The sequence below is a fragment of the Streptomyces eurythermus genome (genome assembly GCF_014649115.1).
In the GTDB taxonomy this organism is placed as follows: domain Bacteria; phylum Actinomycetota; class Actinomycetes; order Streptomycetales; family Streptomycetaceae; genus Streptomyces; species Streptomyces eurythermus.
On the sequence record NZ_BMSK01000026.1, the window covers coordinates 1 to 16,528 of the forward strand.

Here is a 16,528-nt window from a genome sequence, read left to right on the forward strand (position 1 = left end):
ATGGGCATCCAGGCGATCAAGGGTGTGGAGGTCGGTGACGGTTTCGAGCTGGCGCGGGTGCCGGGTTCGAAGGCGCACGACGAGATCGTGACGACGGATGAGGGCATCAGGCGGGTCACGGGCCGTTCCGGTGGTACGGAGGGTGGTCTGAGCACGGGTGAGCTGCTGCGGGTGCGGGCGGCGATGAAGCCGATCGCGACCGTGCCGCGGGCGCTGCGGACGGTCGACGTGGCCACCGGTGAGGCGGCACAGGCGCATCACCAGCGTTCGGACGTGTGCGCGGTGCCGGCCGCCGGGATCGTCGCCGAGGCCATGGCCGCGCTGGTCCTGGCGGACGCGGTCGCGGAGAAGTTCGGCGGCGACAGCGTCACCGAGACCCGCCGCAACGTCCGCTCCTACCTCGACAGCCTGACGGTTCGCTGAGGTGAGCGGGTGGGTGTGGGGCGCGGCCCCCACACCCACCCGGGTCGGCGGTGGTCCGGCCACACACCCTGGGTAGTCGGCGCAATACTCCGTCAACAGCGCGTCAACCGTGCCGCCGCGTCCCGGGCCCGCGGGCCCCGCACGGGTGGTGCTCCACGCAGGATCCGGCATATTCGGGTGGCAGGCACACCTCGTCCCGCCGAGGTCTCACCAGCCATGGTGCTCAGGTAACCGAAGAGAGCTGCCCGAACACGGCTGGAGCATCGTGAACACGTCTGTCCTCAGGAAAGTCGACGCACCCCGCGCACCGTCCGTGCCCCACCAGCGCTCCGCATCCCCCGACGGCGAGGTGCCCGACGACGACATCGTCGCGGAACTGAGCGCCGCCTTGTTCTCCTTACTCGGCCGGAAGGACCAGCGGCGCCAGGCGGAACAGTATCTGCGCGGACTGCTGACCACCCGGGGCCGCAAGTCCATCCGCAACATCGCCGCCCATCTGGGCCGGCCCGGCCTGGAGCAGAGCCTGCACCACTTCGTCGCCAGCTCGACCTGGGACTGGCAGCCCCTGCGCGGTGCGCTGGCCGGCTATCTGGAGCACACCATCGCGCCGCAGGCGTGGGTCATACAGTCGATGCACATACCGAAGGCCGGCAAGTACTCGGTGGGCGTGGACGAGCAGTTCGCCCCCCACCTGGGACAGGTCGTCCGGGGTCAGCAGGTGATCGGCGCCTGGCTGGCCTCCCCGACGGTGAGCGCCCCCGTCAACTGGCGCATGGTGCTGCCCGAGAGCTGGGTCAACGACCCCGAGCGGCGGGCACGGGCGGAGGTGCCCGAGCGGACGGCGCCGGAGAGTGCCGAGGAGTGCGCCGTGTCCGTGGCCCTGCAGATGGCGCGGCTGTGGAACATCCCGCGGCGGCCCGCCGTGCTGGATCTGCGCCGCTGCGACATCGGCGCCGCGTCCCGCCGCCTGGCCTCGGGCGGGGTGCCCTTCCTCGCCCGGATCAGCCCCTCGAGCCCGCTGTCCGTCGCCGACCCGGCGCTGCCCGGGCACCGGGCCGGGCCGTTGCCCGCCCGGCGGATCCTGGACCTGCTCAAGGGAATGCGGGTGCCCGCCGCCTGGTACGACCCGGCCGAGCCGCACCTGCCCCGCGCCTCCTGGGCGGCGAAGATCCCCGTGACCCTGCCCGGCCCCGTCGGCGAGGCGCCCCGGCGGCTGTTCCTGCTGGGCGAGTGGACCGACCCGGGGCGGCCCCCGTCCGCCCTCTGGCTCACCTCCCTGCCCCGGGTGCCGGCCGCGTCGCTGGTGCGCACCGCGAAGCTGGCCGACCGGGTGGAGCGGGACAGTGACGACATCGGTGAGCGGGCCGGGCTGCGCGACTTCGCGGGCCGTTCGTTCCGCGGCTGGCACCGCCATATGACGCTGGCGTCCGTGGCGCACGCGGCGATCGCCCTGCACACCGCGGAGTACGGGCCGCGGCAGGCCGGCCGGCTGATCGGGGCCTGACCGGGCCGGCCGCCACCGCGCCCCCGGCCGGGCGGCGCACCGGCCGTCGTCCGCGAGCCGCGCCGGACGAAAGGAGGAACTCCGCACAGCAGCCGACGGGTTGAGGTGGATCCACGCAACGGCGCGCGGAACCTCCCCTTCCCATCGACGTCCGGCCCAGGCGGGGCTCCCCGCCGGACGGCCTGCCCTGTCCGGTCCGTTCAGCCGGAGACCCGGGCCCAGGCGGCGGCGAGCCGGTCCGGGCCGGGGTCGGCGAGGACACGGGTGCGGCCGATGCCGTCGAGGACGATGAAGCGCAGTGTGTTCCCGCGGGCCTTCTTGTCCACCCGCATGGCGTCCAGCAGTTCGGGCCACCGTCCGCCGCGGTGGCGCAGGGGCAGGCCGACCGCGTCGAGCACGCCCCGGTGGCGCCGTACCACGGTGTCGTCCGACAGGCCCGCCAGACGGGCGAGTTCGGCGGCGAACACCATGCCCACCGACACCGCCTCGCCGTGCCGCCAGGTGAAGCCCTCGCACTTCTCGATCGCGTGGCCCAGCGTGTGGCCGTAGTTGAGGGCTTCGCGCGGGCCCTGTTCGCGCAGGTCCTGGGTGACGACCTCGGCCTTCACCCGGATGGCGCGTTCGACGAGTTCCCGGGTGTGCGGGCCGTGCGGGGTGCGCGCGCCCTCCGGGTCCGCCTCGATCAGGTCCAGGATCGTGGGGTCCCGGATGAAGCCGGCCTTGACGACCTCGGCGAGGCCCGCCGTGTAGTCGGCGGCCGGCAGCGTGCCGAGCGCGTCGAGGTCGCACAGGACGGCGCTCGGCGGGTGGAAGGCACCCACGAGGTTCTTGCCCGCGCCGGTGTTGATGCCGGTCTTGCCGCCGACCGCCGCGTCCACCATGCCCAGCAGGGTGGTCGGTACGGCGATCCAGGGCACTCCGCGCAGCCAGGTGGCGGCCACGAAGCCGGCCAGGTCGGTGGTGGCCCCGCCCCCGATGCCCACGATCACGTCGGTGCGGGTGAAGCCGTTGTGTCCGAGGGTCCCCCAGCAACGGGCGGCGGTGTCGGCCGTCTTCGCCTGTTCGCCGTCCGGCAGCTCGATCACGGTCGGCCGAAGGCCCCGCCCGGCGAACAGGGCCGCCGCCTGGGCTGCCGTGTCGCGCAGCCGGGGCGCGTGCAGGACGGCCACGCGCGAGGCCGCCGCCACGGCGGGGACGCCGGCGAGTTCGCTCGGCAGGCCGTGGCCCACCCGCACGTCGTACGCGCCCGGGCCGGTGCCCACGTGTATGTGTGTGTTCATCCACGGCACGCTAGTGACCGGTGCTGCCGTGTCCTGGTCCGTGCCGGGGAATACGTCATCTCCGGGCGGCGGTGTGACCGGACCTGACAGATCCGGTGGCCCGTCGTGGACCGGGCGGGCCCGTGGGACCACACTGCTGTCTCAGGCTTCCGGCGCGCCGGCGGTGTCGGGGCGCAGCAGGGCCCTCATCCGGTGGATCCGCAGGGCGAGCTGGACGTCCAGGCTCCGGTCGGGCTGCTGCCACCGCGGGCCCAGCAGCACGCCGACCCGTTCCAGTCGCCGCGAAACGGTGTTGGCGTGGATGTGGAGCCTGTCGGCGGCCTTGCTGGGGCTCGCGCCCGTGGCGAAGTACGCCTCCAGCGTCTTCACCAGCTCGGTGTCGTTGTCCCGGTCGTAGGCGAGGACCGGCCCGATGGAGTTCTCGATGAAGCCGCCCACGTCATGGCCGTCGGACAGCAGGAGTCCCACGAAGCCGAGGTCGTCGAGCGCCGCGGCGCTGCCGACGGCGTCGAGCGTGGTCAGCGCCTTCAGGCAGCGCACCGCCTCCTGGTGGAGCCGGCCCGCCTCGGTGGGCCCGCGGCCGGGCCCGGAGGCGCCCACCGTCACGGGGTGGCCCAGCACCGCGGACAGTACGCCGGCGACCGACTGGGCGGTGTCCGATGCTTCGGTGCCCGGCAGCAGCAGCACGATGTTGCCGTCCCGGGCGGTCTTGAGACCGCCGTGCCGGTAGGCGTAGGAGGAGGCCCACATCATGGCGCGCCCGTGCGGCCCGCCCTCGATGCGGACGACGAGCAGCACATGGGGCGCCGCCGGGTCCAGGCCCGCCCGGCCCAGACGCTGCTCCAGGCGGTGTGCCCGGCGTGAGTCGCCGGAGGGCAGGGCGATCAGTTCGTCCAGCAGCTCGTCGGGGACGGGGCTTTCCGCGGCGGCCGTGCCGTGTCTGAGGAGCAGGTGGAGGGCGAAGACCTGGGTGACGAGGTACAGCAGCCGTTCGTCCTCGCCGATCAGCGGGGTGGCGGGGCGCAGCACGGCGAACCCCAGGTTCTCCGCGCCCGCCACCACGGGGGCGATCCAGGTGTCCTCGCCGTACGGTATCGGGGTGCGCTGCGCGTGGGCGTCCCAGGACACCTCGGTCACCGCGTTGTCGTCCAGGTCGGGCAGGGGCGCGGTGGCGGTGACGATGCGGCCCGCCGGGTTGCGCAGTTGAACGGTGCCGTCGAGCGCGTCGGCGGCGGCCTGGGCCAGGGTCTCCAGGTCCGCGCCGGACAGCAGCAGTCCCATCAGGTGGGAGTGGACGTCGGCCAGTTGTTGCAGTCTGGCCAGGGTGGTGCGGGTGCGGAAGCCGTCGGTCTCGAGTTCGCTGACCTCGTCGCTGGCGTCCTGCAGGCGCTCGGCGCGTTCCAGCGACACGGCGCCCAGCGCGGCCAGTGAGCAGGCCAGGCCGATCTCGTCGGGGGTGAGGTGGCGTACGGTGCGGTTCGCGCAGTACAGCACGCCCAGGGTGCTGTCGCCGTGCACGAGCGGCACGGCGAGCAGCGAGGCGATGCCTTCCGCGCGGACCATCTCGTCGGCCTGCGGGCAGTGTTCGAACCGGTCGTCGCGCAGGTAGTCGGCCGTCCAGAACGGGGCCCCGATCGTCATGGCCTGCCGTCCGGCTCCCGTGGACGGGCGCACCTCCGCCCACATGCCGGTGGTGGCCCCTTCGGCGGCGTGCAGGCTGAGGGTGCCGTCGTCCTCGTACAGCCCGATGCAGGCCATGTCCGCCTTGGTGATCCGCTTGACCCGGCGGCTGATGACCCGCATCAGCTCGCCCAGGTCGCGCGGCTGGGTCATGTCGCGGGCGGTGTCGACGAGTTCGGCGAGACCGTCCTCGCGCTGCCGGCGCCGGTGCTGCGAGGCGTGGATGACGTGTGCCAGCCGGACCGCTTGTTCCAGCCGGTCCCGCTCCTCGGGGGAGCAGGTGCGCTCCGCCCGTAGCAGCAGTTCCTCGAAACGGTGGGACGGTACCTCTTCGGCCAGCAGCCGGAGCACGGTGAGCAGGTCCGGACGGTCTCTGTCTGCTGCGTCGGTCATCGCCTTTTCCCCCGCCGGCCTGGCCTTTCGCTTTTGCGAACAGAACTTAGGCAGACCGTTATAGAGCAGTCAACCACGCCCTGTCGGGGAGGCAGGTGGCCGGGGCGGTGTCCGGCAGGGGCCGAACACCCGGTTCAGATTGGCTGTTTACGGCCGTCGAGGGCCCGTCGGCCGGCGGCGCGCATGGCGTGCACCGGTGCCGGGTGGCGGCCCGTCATCAGCTCGACCTGACGCACCGCCTGGTGTACCAGCAGGTCGAGGCCGCCGACGACCGTTCCGCCCCGGGTCCCCCAGTGGTGCGCGAGCCGAGTGGGCCAGGGATCATACAGTACGTCGAAGAGCACTCCCGGGGTTTCGGGTACGGATTCGGCCAGGTCGTCGGTGGCCTGGGCGGGGGTGGTGGAGATGACGAGGGGCGCGTTCAGGGCGTGGGCCGCCCGGTCCCAGGGGGCCGTGCGGACGGCGAGTCCGAGGCGTTCGCCCCACCGGAGCATCTCGGCCGCCCGGCCCTCGCCGCGCACATAGGCCGTGACCTCGGGTGCCCCCATGCGGGCCAGGGCCGCCAGGGCGGAGGCCGCGGTGGCCCCCGCCCCGAGGACGGCGGCGTGGCCGACGCGGGTGATGCCGCGTTCGCGCAGCGCCGATGTCATGCCGGGGACATCGGTGTTGTGCCCCTCCTTCCGGCCGTCCGCCGTGAACAGCACGGTGTTGACCGCCTGTACGGATCGCGCGGTGTCGGTCACGGAGTCGAGCAGCGGGAGCACGGCCCGCTTCAGCGGCATGGTCAGCGACAGGCCCGCCCAGCTGTCGTCGAGGCCGCCGAGGAAGGACTCCAGGGCGGGTTCGTCGATGTCGTGACGGTCGTACGTCCAGGTGTGCAGGCCGAGTTCGCGGTAGGCGGTGCGGTGCAGTACGGGGGAGAGCGAATGGGCGATGGGAGAGCCCAGAACCGCGGCGCGTCGCCGGGTCGGCATCGGCTGGTTCCTTCCTGTGCTGCGGGGGCGGGGCGGGTCAGGCGCGTGCGGTCCGCCGGGCCCGCTCCAGGCTGGCGCGCACCGCGGCGGCGACCTTGTGCGGGGTGAAGCCGAACCGGTGGTACAGCGCCTCGGGGGCGGCCGAGGCACCGAACTGGTCGAGGGAGACGGCCTGTCCGGCGGAGCCGAGCAGGGCGTACCAGCCGAGCGCGGTGCCCGCCTCCACGGAGACCCGGGCCGTGACCTCGGGCGGCAGGACCGCGTCCTGGTAGTCCTGGCTCTGCTCCAGGAACCACTCCAGGCACGGCATGGACACCACGCGCGTGTCGGTGCCCTCGGCGCGCAGCAGTTCCCGGGCCGCGAGCGCGAGGTGCACCTCGCTGCCGGTGGCGATGATGACCGCGTCCGGGGTGCCGCCCTCGGCGTCGGCGAGGACGTATCCGCCGCGGACCGCCTCGTCGGCGGGGGCGAGCCCGCTGCCCTCGCCGCGGTCGAGCACCGGCAGGCTCTGCCGGCTCAGGCACAGTCCGGCCGGGCGGTCCGGGCGTTCCAGGACGCCGCGCCAGACGGCGACCGTCTCGCCCGCGTCGGCGGGGCGTACGACGTCCAGGCCGGGGATGCCGCGCAGCGCCCAGAGGTGTTCGACGGGCTGGTGGGTGGGGCCGTCCTCGCCGAGGCCGATGGAGTCGTGGGTCCACACGTAGGTGACGGGCAGCCTCATCATCGCCGCGAGCCGTACCGCCGGCCGCATGTAGTCGGAGAAGACCAGGAACGTACCGCCGTAGGGCCGGGTGCCGCCGTGCAGGGCGATGCCGTTGAGGACGGCGCCCATCGCGTGCTCGCGGACGCCGAAGTGCAGCGTGCGGCCGTAGCGGTGGCCCGGGAAGGCGGCGGTGGCGAACTCCTCGGGGACGAAGGAGGGTTCGCCGCGCATCGTGGTGTTGTTGCTCTCGGCCAGGTCCGCGGAGCCGCCCCACAGCTCCGGCAGCGCCGCGGCCAGCGCGGTGAGCACCTCCCCGGAGGCCTTGCGGGTGGCGATCTGCTGTCCGGGGGCGAAGGTGGGAAGGTGCGCGGTCCAGTCCTCGGGCAGCCGGCGGGCGCTGATCCGGTCGTACAGGGCGGCCCTCGCGGGCTGGGCGGCGCGCCAGTCCGCGTAGCGCTTGTCCCAGGTGGCGCGCAGGTCGCGGGCCCGGTCGGCGACCGCGCGGGCGTGGGTCAGCACCTCGTCCGGCACCTGGAAGGCCGCGTCGGGATCGAGACCCATCGCGCGCTTGGCGGCGGCGGCCTCCTCGGCGCCCAGGGCCGCGCCGTGGATCTTGCCGGTGTTCTGCTTGTGGGGCGCGGGCCAGCCGATGACGGTGCGCAGGGCGATCAGCGAGGGCCGGTCGGTGGTGTCGCGGGCCCGGGCCAGGGCGTCGTACAGGGCGGGGACGTCCTCGCGGTAGCCGTCGGGGGTGGTCCAGTCGACCCGCTCCGTCTGCCAGCCGTAGGCCCGGAAGCGGGCCAGGACGTCCTCGGACTGGGCGATGCGGGTGTCGTCCTCGATGGAGATGTGGTTGTCGTCGTAGAGCACGACGAGGTTGCCCAGTTTCTGGTGTCCCGCGAGGGAGCCGGCCTCGTGGCTGATGCCTTCCTCCAGGTCGCCGTCGGAGACGAAGACCCAGATGGCGTGGTCGAAGGGCGACTGGCCGGCCTCGGCCTCCGGGTCGAACAGGCCGCGCTCGCGCCGGGCCGCCATGGCCATGCCCACCGCGTTCGCCAGTCCCTGGCCGAGCGGCCCGGTGGTGGTCTCCACGCCGGGGGTGTGGCCGTGCTCGGGGTGGGCGGGCGTCAGGCTGCCGTCCGTGCGCAGCGCCTTGATGTCGTCGAGCCCGAGGCCGTAGCCGGAGAGGTAGAGCTGGGTGTAGAGGGTGAGGCTGGAGTGACCGCAGGAGAGCACGAACCGGTCACGGCCGGCCCACCGCGGGTCGGCGGGGTCGTGCCGCAGCAGCCGCTGGAAGAGGAGGTACGCGGCGGGGGCGAGGCTCATGGCGGTGCCGGGGTGGCCGTGGCCCGCGGTTTCGACGGCGTCCACGGCGAGAGCGCGGGCGACGTTCACGGCACGGCGGTCGAGTTCGTCCCACCGCAGGCCGGCGGCGGACGAGGCGCTGGTGTCCTGGTGCTTCACGAGGGCTCGCGACTCCTTGTTCAGGGACCGGTGGAGGAAGGGCCGTACACCAGGAGGAGCGGGGTCGCACACGGTCCCCGTCGTCGCTCCGGCCGGGCGGCACGGCGCCCACCGGACCGCCATCCTGGTGGACCCCGCGATCACCGCCAACGCGCCACCATCTGCTCCGTCAGGTCACCGGGCAGTCCGTCAAGTCCCCGCAGCCGCAAGCCTGTCGGTCAGGATCGGGCCGGCCTCGACACCGTCACCCACCCGCCTCCGGGCCGGTACGTGGCGGGGCTGGTCGCCCCCGCCCGCGTCCCGGCCTCCTGCCGCGGCGCCCGGCCCGTCTGCGCGGCCGTACGCGTCCTTGCCCGGTGTCGTCGGATGTACGCGTCCTGGCCCGTCCTCCTCGGCCGTACGCGTCCTGGCCCTCCCCCGCCGGACCCGCCGCGGGTCAGGCGCTCTGCAGGTCCCCGAGCGGAACGCGCGGCAGCGTGCCGGCTTCGAGGCCGGCGCAGTGCGGCCGCCGGCCCGTTTCCCGCCGGTCGGGGACGAGGCCCGGCAGGGGCCGCACGGGCGCGGTGCGCGTCTCGCGCCGTCCGCGCAGGTAGTCCCGGATGACGTCGCGGTCCTGGCCCCGGTGCTCCAGGTCCGCCTTCAGCCGTGCGTACGGCGGCGTGTCGGGGCAGTAGCGGGTGAGCACCTGCGCCAGGTCGAAGCAGAGTTCCCGCCAGCGCCCGAGCCTGAGTTCCGCCTCGATCCACCGGTCCACGGCGCGCTGCCAGGAGCGGGTGAGCCGGGCCGCGTGGGCCTGGAGCTGGGGTCCGTGGGGGACGCCGGAGAGCGGGGCGCCGGTCCACAGGGCGAGGGCCTCGCGCAGCCGCCGGCCGGCCAGGTGCAGATCGCCCGCCTCCATGGCCCGGTATCCGGCGCCGGTCAGCCGCTCGAACGTCCTGAGGTCGCTGGAGCCGCCGCCGGTGTCCAGCCGGTAGCCGCCGGGCACCGAGGCCAGGACCTGCTCGGCCGGCCGTTCACTGCCCGCCGCCTGCGAGGCCGCGCCGATGACGGCGCGCAGCCGGCCGATGTGGTGTTCCAGCGCGTCCTGGGCGCCGTCCGGCAGGCCCTGGGGCCACAGTTCGCCGGCGAGGGCGTACGCCGGTACGGCACGGTCGGCCGCCGCCATGAGGAGGGCGAGCACCTGTCTGGTCGGGACCTCGGCCGAGTAGATGGGTAACGTCCCCTCTCGTACCGCCACTTCCCCGAGCATCCTCAGTTCCACGTCGTTCCCCTCCGACTCAGGTCACTTCCGGTGCCGTTCGCAGCGCTTGAGCGGGGCGCCCCTCACCTGTATGCAGGCACTCCCCCTTCTATAATAATAGGATTATTTTTTCTTTTTCTTTGACGAGTGACGGAATCCCGGACTCCGGTGGCTTCCTTCCCCCCTGCCAGGCCGTGCGGCCCGTCCGCGAGCATGCCGAGCCCGGAGCCCACCCCATCGCCCCCTCCGGTACGTTGCCAGTCGTTCCGGTTCCCAAACCGTAGCCGGACGACGAAAAACAGGCGTCACACGTCAGCGAGGCCCGCCGTCCTGACCCGCTCCTCGCCGAACACCAGCTTCTTGGCCGCGCTGGGCACGGCGAGGGCGGGCAGCAGACATCGCCACATCTCCTCGACGCGCGCGGGCAGCTCCCGGTGCGAGGTCTCCAGCTGGGTGTGGATCTGGGCGCCGGTGCAGGAGCTGACGATCAGCCGGGCGCAGGCCTCGGTGTCCACGTCGGCCCGCAGCTCGCGGCGGCGCCGGGCCTCCTCGAAGTCGGCCACCAGGATGCCCGTCCACTGCCGGTAGGAGTTCACGTCCGGCTCGATGAAGAGCCGCTGGTCCATCACCAGGCGCGCGCCCGCCCGGAGCACCGGGTTGTCGAGCAGTTCGTAGGCCCAGGCCAGCGTCAGGTCGACGGCGTGCTGCAGCCCTCGCGAGTCCAGCGGCGGGACCACCAGTTCCGGCTGGCTGGTGACGATCAGGCGCGCCAGCTCTTCCTTGGACTTGAAGTGGAAGTACATCGCGCCCAGGGTCAGCCCGGCCCGCTCGGCGATGCGCGAGACGGTCGTGCCGGCGAAGCCGTACTCCGCGAACGTCTCGGCCGCCGCGCGAACGAGGGCGGCACGGGTGCGCGCCGCTCTCTCCTGTTTCACCACTCGACCTGTCATGTGCCATCGCCATCCACGGCTAGAAAAAAGTGAATACTATTCTTTACCTTATAAGAGACACCCCGCCTCACCGCCAAGACTCGGGCACGTGGACGCTCCAGGGGCGGATACTCACATGACGTCCACGCCAGGCACACAGGACGATCCGGCCGGGCCGTCGGCGGGGAAGCAGACCGCGAGCGCCGCGATGTCGTCCTGGAGGCGGTCGCCGCTGTAGGCCAGCAGGTCGTGGTGGAGCCGTTCCACGAGCCCCTGGGGCGGAAGGGAACGCCAGGCGCGCAGCCGCTGGAGGAGCGGGTAGAAGGAGCCGTCCGGGTCGCGGGTCTCGGTGATTCCGTCCGTGTACAGCAGCAGCTGGTCGCCGGGACGGAAGGAGTACTCCTCCACGTGGTACGGCTCCCCGGCCAGCACCCCGAGGTTGAGCGGCGGGGCCGACCGTCCGCTGTCCAGTTCGCGGACCTCCCCGGAGCGGATGAGGACGGGCGGCGGATGACCGCAGTTGACCACGCGCAGCACCCGCTCCCCGGCGGGGATCTCCACGAAGACGGCGGTCACGAACCGTTCGCCCACCTCGTGCCCGCCCAGCAGGGCCGCCCTGCGGTCCATGCTGGTCTCCACGCGGTCGGCCAGGGCGGGCAGCGCGGGTTCGTCGTGCGCCGCCTCGCGGAACGCGCCGAGCAGGGCCGCGGCGGTCTCCACCGCGAGCAGCCCCTTGCCCCGTACGTCCCCGATGAGCAGCCGGGTGCCGTACCGGGTGGGGACGGCCTCGTAGAGGTCCCCGCCGATGCGCGCCTCCGCCGCGGCGGACAGGTAGAGGCTGTCCAGGAGGAGGTCGCCGATCCGGTGCGGAACCGGCCGGAGCAGCACCCGCTGGGCGATGTCCGCCACGAAGCGCACGTCGGCGAGGGTGCGCTCACGGCGGGTGCGGTGCGCGGCCAGGATGGCGCCGAGGACGCCCACCAGGGCCGTGCAGACGTAGGAGGCGACGTAGTAGCGGTCCCACAGGTAGCCGACGGGCCGGCCGGCACAGCACGGGGTGCCGGCCAGGACGCCCTCCAGGACGACGGCGAAGACGGTGGCACCGGCGACGACCACCGGACCGTAGGCGAACGCGGTCACCAGGGGCAGGGCGATCAGCACGAAGCTCACCGGCCACTCGACGGGGGTCGCGGGCTCCAGCAGCAGGACGGCGACGACGTACAGGACCGGCAGCCATCGCAGCCATCCGGGACGCTGCGGCAACCGCGTCCGCGCACCGGCGCCGTCCCCCGGCTCCCGACCGGTATGTCCAGGCTTCGGCATACGTGGTCTTCGCACACGGACTCCTGTCACAGCAGCGCACGACAAGGTCCCCAGCCTGGTGCGCCCGTGCGCGGCACACCGGCGATTGCTCCGCTCAGCGGCATGTTTCCGCCCCGGCCGGTACGAAACCCAGCATGCCCGGGCCGGGCCGTCCCCCGGCGGGCGGGCGCCGGCCGCCATCCGTCCGGAGCAGGCCCGGCCCCGCACCCCCTCACCCGCCCGGCCGACGCCGCCGCGGCGACATCCCGCGCGGTCGGCGCACAGCGGTCGCCGGGCACCGAGCCACAGTGCTAGAAAAGGGAGATGAGCGGACGTTTCCGCCGTCCAAGGGCGAAAGCGGCGCCGCCGCCCGGCACCCGGGGGGCCTCCGATCCGCCCCGTCGACGAGTGCCGTGGCCGTTTCGCGGGCGCCGGATCCCGTCGTCCCTGAGCGTCCGCACCCTCGCCGCACAGGTCTTCCTGTTCCAGGCGCTGATCATGCTGCTGCTGGTCGCGGTGGGGGCCGCCGCCCTGGTGGTGCAGGGGAAGTACGACGCCGAGCGCAGCGCGAAGGACCGGTCGCTGGCGGTGGCCGAGGCCTTCGCGCACGCCCCCGGCACGGCACAGGCACTGCGCTCGCCGGATCCGACGGCCCGGCTCCAGCCGGAAGCGGAGCAGGTACGCAAGGGCTCCGGCGTCGACTTCGTCGCCGTGCTGGACAAGCACGGGGTCCGGCTGACCGACCGGGACCCCGCGCTGATCGGCACCAAGGCCCAGGGAGTCGGCCAGGCGCTCCTCGGAGAGTCGTTCACCGAGACCTTCCACGGCCGGCCGGCCGACGCGGTGCGCGCCCTCGTCCCCGTGACGGACCCGAGCCGACGCGTGGTCGGCGTGGTCACCGCGGGGATCGAGTACGTGAACGTGGGCGACGTCCTCGTCCGCCAGCTGCCGGTGCTGCTCGGCACGGCGGCCGGGGCACTGGTCCTGGCGACCGGTGGCGCCGCCCTGGTCAGCCGCCGGCTGATGCGGCAGACCCATGGGCTCGGCCCGGCCGAGATGACCCGGATGTACGAGCACCACGACGCCGTACTGCACGCCGTGCGCGAGGGGGTGCTGATCCTCGGCGGCGACGGGCGGGTGCTGCTCGCCAACGACGAGGCGCGCCGGCTGCTGGACCTCCCCCGGGACGCCGACCGACGGCAGGTGCGGGAGCTGGGGCTGGGGCCGGGACCGACCCGGCTGCTGGAGGCGGGCGAGGCCGCGTCCGACGAGGTCGTCCAGGCCGGTGACCGGCTGCTGGCGGTGAACATCCGGCCCACCGCCCCGTACGGCGGCGCTCCGGGGCTCGTGGCCACCTTCCGTGACACCACGGAGCTGCTGGCCCTGTCCGGGCAGGCCGAGCTGGCGCGGGGCCGGCTGTCGTTCCTGTACGAGGCGGGCATGCGGATCGGCACCACGCTCGACGTGCGGCGCACGGCGGAGGAGCTGTCGGAGGTGGCGGTGCCGCGCATGGCCGACTTCGTCACCGTGGAGCTGCTGGACTCGGTGCTGCGCGGCGAGGAGCCCACCAGCGCGGTGCGCGAGATGCGCCGTACCGCGCTGCGCACCACACACACCGGGCACCCGTTGCAGCCGGTGGGCGAGGTGATCCGGTTCGTGATGGCCGACACCCCGATGGCGGCGGCGCTGCGCGGGGGCAAGGCCGTCCTGGTGCCGGACCTGCGCACCGCACAGGACTGGCGGGCGCGGGACGCCGGCGGGGCCGAGCGGGTGCTGGACTACGGCATCCACTCGCTGATCACGGTGCCGCTGCGGGCCCGCGGGGTGATCCTCGGCATGGCCGACTTCTGGCGGGGCGCGGGCTCTCCCCGGTTCGAGGAGGAGGACGTCGCGGTGGCCGAGGAGCTGGTCGCCCGGGCCGCGGTGGCCATCGACAACGCCCGCCGGTACGCCCGTGAGCACGAGATGGCGGTGACGCTGCAACGCAGTCTGCTGCCGGTGGGGCTGCCGGAGCAGGACGTGCTGGAGATCGCGTCGCGGTATCTGCCGGCCCGCGCGGGTGTGGGCGGCGACTGGTTCGACGTCATCCCCCTGCCCGGGTTCCGGGTGGCGCTCGTCGTCGGGGACATCGTGGGGCACGGGATGCAGGCCGCGGTGACCATGGGGCGGCTGCGCACGGCCGTGCTGAACTTCTCGTCGCTCGACCTCACCCCGGACGAGCTGCTCGGGCACCTGGACGAGATGGTGAACCGGCTGGACTCGCAGACCGCGACCGCCGACGACGACCATGTGCCGCTCACCGGCGCCACCTGTCTGTACGCCGTCTACGACCCGGTCTGCGGGCGCTGTGCCGTCTCCCGCGCCGGGCATCTGGCGCCCGCCGTGGTGGATCCGGAGGGCCGGGTGACCTTCCCGGACCTGCCCCTGTCGCCGCCGCTGGGGGTGGGCGGGCACCCCTTCGAGACGGGTGAGCTGGAACTGCCCGAGGGCAGCCGGCTCGTCCTGTTCACCGACGGGCTGATCGAGAGCCGGGGCCGGGACGTCGACGAGGGCCTGGCGCTGCTCTCCTCGACCGTCGCGCACGCGGACCGGACACCGGAGGAGACCTGCCGCGCCCTGGTGGAGCGGATGCTGCCCGAGCGGCCCAGTGACGACGTGGCCCTGCTGGTCGCCCGGACCCGGCGGCTCGACCCGTCCTGCGTGGCGACCTGGGACGTGCCGTTCGACGTGACGGCCGTGCCCCGGGTACGGGGCGAGGTGAGCCGGCGGCTGGCCGACTGGGGGCTGGAGGAGACGGCGTTCGCCACCGAACTCATCCTCAGCGAACTGCTGACCAACGCCATCCGTTACGGCGCCCCGCCCGTGCGGGTCAGGCTGCTGCTGGGCCGCACCCTGGTCTGCGAGGTGTCGGACGGCAGCAACACCTCCCCCCGGCTGCGGCGCGCGGCCAGCACCGACGAAGGGGGCCGGGGGCTGTTCCTCGTCTCCCAGTTCGCGGACCTGTGGGGGACCCGTTACGCGGCGCGGGGGAAGGTCATCTGGGCCGAGCAGACCCTGGACCGGGCGACGGAGCCGGATCCGTCCCTCCTGTTCGACGTCATGGGCCTGTGACCGGTGCCCGGGGCGCGGTGACCTGCCGGTCCGGCGCGGGGCGGGTGTCCGGCGCGGAGCCGGCGATCCACTCCACGACCTCGTCGGTCAGTTCCCGTAGCCGGTCGTTGGTGCGGGGCATGCGGGCCCGGTGCCAGGGGGTGTGGCCCCACTGCCGTTCGAGGGTCCACGGGGGTCCGCCGCGCTGGGCCTCGGCGAGGAAGCAGACCTCGTGGTCGAGGACGGCCTCCAGGACGACGCGCCGGCCGTCGTGCGCGTGTGTGGCCATCCAGAGGAAGCCCTCGGGTACGAAGCCTTCCTCGCTGTTGGGCTGCCAGTCGTACGTGCCGAGGGTGCTGTCGCCGCTGTCGTGGTCGATGCCCTCGGTCCAGGCGCCCGGGTCGCCGGTCAGGGCCTCGGCGATGCGGCGGACGCAGGGCAGCAGCATCGCCCGGGTGGCCTCCTCGTCCCGGTGGTGGCGGTCCCACAGCGCCGGGTCGCCCAAGCCCCGTCGGAAGGAGCGGCCGCCGAGGGGGGTGAACCGGGCGGCGTCCGCGCGGTGCCGGGCGAGCCAGGCGCGCAGTTCGGCGTGGAAGTCGGCCATGGTCAGCCGGTCGCCGACGGTGTGCTGGGTGGCCGCCTCCAGCACGTGCCCCAGGGCCAGGGTGGCGTTTCCGCCGCCGAGCGACCACAGGCTGAACTCCTCGGCGTCGACGCGGTGCGTGCCGAACGGCGGGTAGGGCCCCCGGCGGGGGTGGGCGAGGACGAAGAGCGTCTTGGCGAGGGAGTAGACGTCGGCCCGCTCGCCGGCTCCGGGGCCGGCGGCCCGGCGCATCTCGGGAGCGAGGAAGTTGGCGGGGCCGATGCCTTCTCCCTGCCGGGTCAGTCCGGCGGGCATGTGGGCGATGGCCGCGATCCCGAAGTCGCCCAGGACCGGCGCGCCGTCGTACCAGAAGAGGTTGTCGGGCTTGATGTCGCGGTGGTAGGTGCCCTGCTCGGCGAGGGCGGCCAGGGTTCCGGCCAGCTCGGCGACGTGGGCGACGACATCGAGGAGGGTGGAGTTCCCGTCGAGGGCGTCGGCCAGCGGGCGGGCGTGCGGCATGGCGTACCAGCGGGGCCGGTCGCCGTGTTCGTCGTCGATGTCCCAGACCGGCAGGATGCCGGGCGTGCCGGTCATCCGGTGCATGTACAGCGCCTCCTGGTGGAACCGCTGGAGGCGGATCCGCTGGAACCGGGTGAGGCGCTGGCCCGGCAGGTCGGCGCAGTGCTTGACGACGGCCTCGCGGCCACCGTCCACCTCGGCGGCCTTGCGCACGAAGGACTTCGTACGGCCGAGACTGCCCAGGTCCCGCCAGCGTGGCAGGTCGTAATCGCGCTGGGCGGGGGGACGTTGGGGGCGGGCGGGGCGCCTCGGTGCTCTTCCGGACATGGGGAGCACGCTAACCCGGACCGGCCCCGGAGGAACAGGCGAACCGGCGGGCCCGTACGGGGCGACGGGGCCGTGGGCGGGCGCCCGGGACCGGGCGCGGCCGGAACCTGGGCGGGC

At 73.7% G+C, this 16,528-nt stretch carries 11 protein-coding genes; 3 read left to right on the top strand and 8 right to left on the bottom strand.

Annotated features, from left to right (window positions below; all coding sequences use genetic code 11):
* Together IE251_RS35300 and IE251_RS35305 are read left to right on the top strand one after the other, a co-directional pair.
* Positions 1-423: chorismate synthase (locus IE251_RS35300; RefSeq protein ID WP_189757028.1), on the top strand; the 423-nt coding region annotated here is incomplete at its 5' end.
* Between the two features lie 265 nt (positions 424-688).
* Entirely contained in the window at positions 689-1,927 is a 1,239-nt protein-coding gene (locus IE251_RS35305; RefSeq protein WP_189757029.1) for an IS701 family transposase, read from the top strand.
* Positions 1,928-2,127: 200 nt separating this feature from the next.
* Here IE251_RS35305 and aroB read toward each other — a convergent pair whose 3' ends face one another.
* The 7 genes from aroB to IE251_RS35340 form a co-directional block, all read right to left on the bottom strand.
* Complete coding sequence (gene aroB / locus IE251_RS35310) at positions 2,128-3,207, bottom strand: 3-dehydroquinate synthase (RefSeq protein WP_189757030.1); 1,080 nt, start codon at positions 3,205-3,207, stop codon at positions 2,128-2,130.
* A 141-nt stretch (positions 3,208-3,348) separates the two neighbouring features.
* On the bottom strand, positions 3,349-5,280 hold the full coding sequence (locus IE251_RS35315) for a helix-turn-helix domain-containing protein (RefSeq protein WP_189757031.1): 1,932 nt from the start codon (positions 5,278-5,280) through the stop codon (positions 3,349-3,351).
* 134 nt (positions 5,281-5,414) lie between these two features.
* Positions 5,415-6,254 carry a shikimate dehydrogenase gene (locus tag IE251_RS35320; protein ID WP_189757032.1) on the bottom strand — a complete coding sequence of 280 codons (840 nt, stop codon included), beginning with the start codon at positions 6,252-6,254 and terminating at the stop codon, positions 5,415-5,417.
* A 37-nt stretch (positions 6,255-6,291) separates the two neighbouring features.
* Entirely contained in the window at positions 6,292-8,421 is a 2,130-nt protein-coding gene (tkt, locus tag IE251_RS35325) for a transketolase (protein WP_229897069.1), read from the bottom strand.
* 436 nt (positions 8,422-8,857) lie between these two features.
* Positions 8,858-9,682 carry an AfsR/SARP family transcriptional regulator gene (locus IE251_RS35330; protein ID WP_189757033.1) on the bottom strand — a complete coding sequence of 275 codons (825 nt, stop codon included), beginning with the start codon at positions 9,680-9,682 and terminating at the stop codon, positions 8,858-8,860.
* A gap of 284 nt (positions 9,683-9,966) precedes the next feature.
* Positions 9,967-10,611: a ScbR family autoregulator-binding transcription factor gene (locus tag IE251_RS35335; RefSeq protein ID WP_189757034.1), complete on the bottom strand. Its 645-nt coding sequence runs from the start codon at positions 10,609-10,611 to the stop codon at positions 9,967-9,969.
* Positions 10,612-10,722: 111 nt separating this feature from the next.
* Positions 10,723-11,832 carry a PP2C family protein-serine/threonine phosphatase gene (locus IE251_RS35340; RefSeq protein WP_189757084.1) on the bottom strand — a complete coding sequence of 370 codons (1,110 nt, stop codon included), beginning with the start codon at positions 11,830-11,832 and terminating at the stop codon, positions 10,723-10,725.
* Positions 11,833-12,216: 384 nt separating this feature from the next.
* Here IE251_RS35340 and IE251_RS35345 point away from each other — a divergent pair, with 384 nt between their 5' ends.
* Complete coding sequence (locus IE251_RS35345) at positions 12,217-15,003, top strand: SpoIIE family protein phosphatase (RefSeq protein WP_189757035.1); 2,787 nt, start codon at positions 12,217-12,219, stop codon at positions 15,001-15,003.
* Here IE251_RS35345 and IE251_RS35350 read toward each other — a convergent pair.
* A complete protein-coding gene (locus tag IE251_RS35350; RefSeq protein ID WP_189757036.1) occupies positions 14,990-16,411 on the bottom strand; it encodes a serine/threonine protein kinase in 1,422 nt (473 codons plus the stop codon). The two genes, IE251_RS35345 and IE251_RS35350, sit on opposite strands and share 14 nt — an antisense overlap.
* Positions 16,412-16,528: the final 117 nt, after the last annotated feature.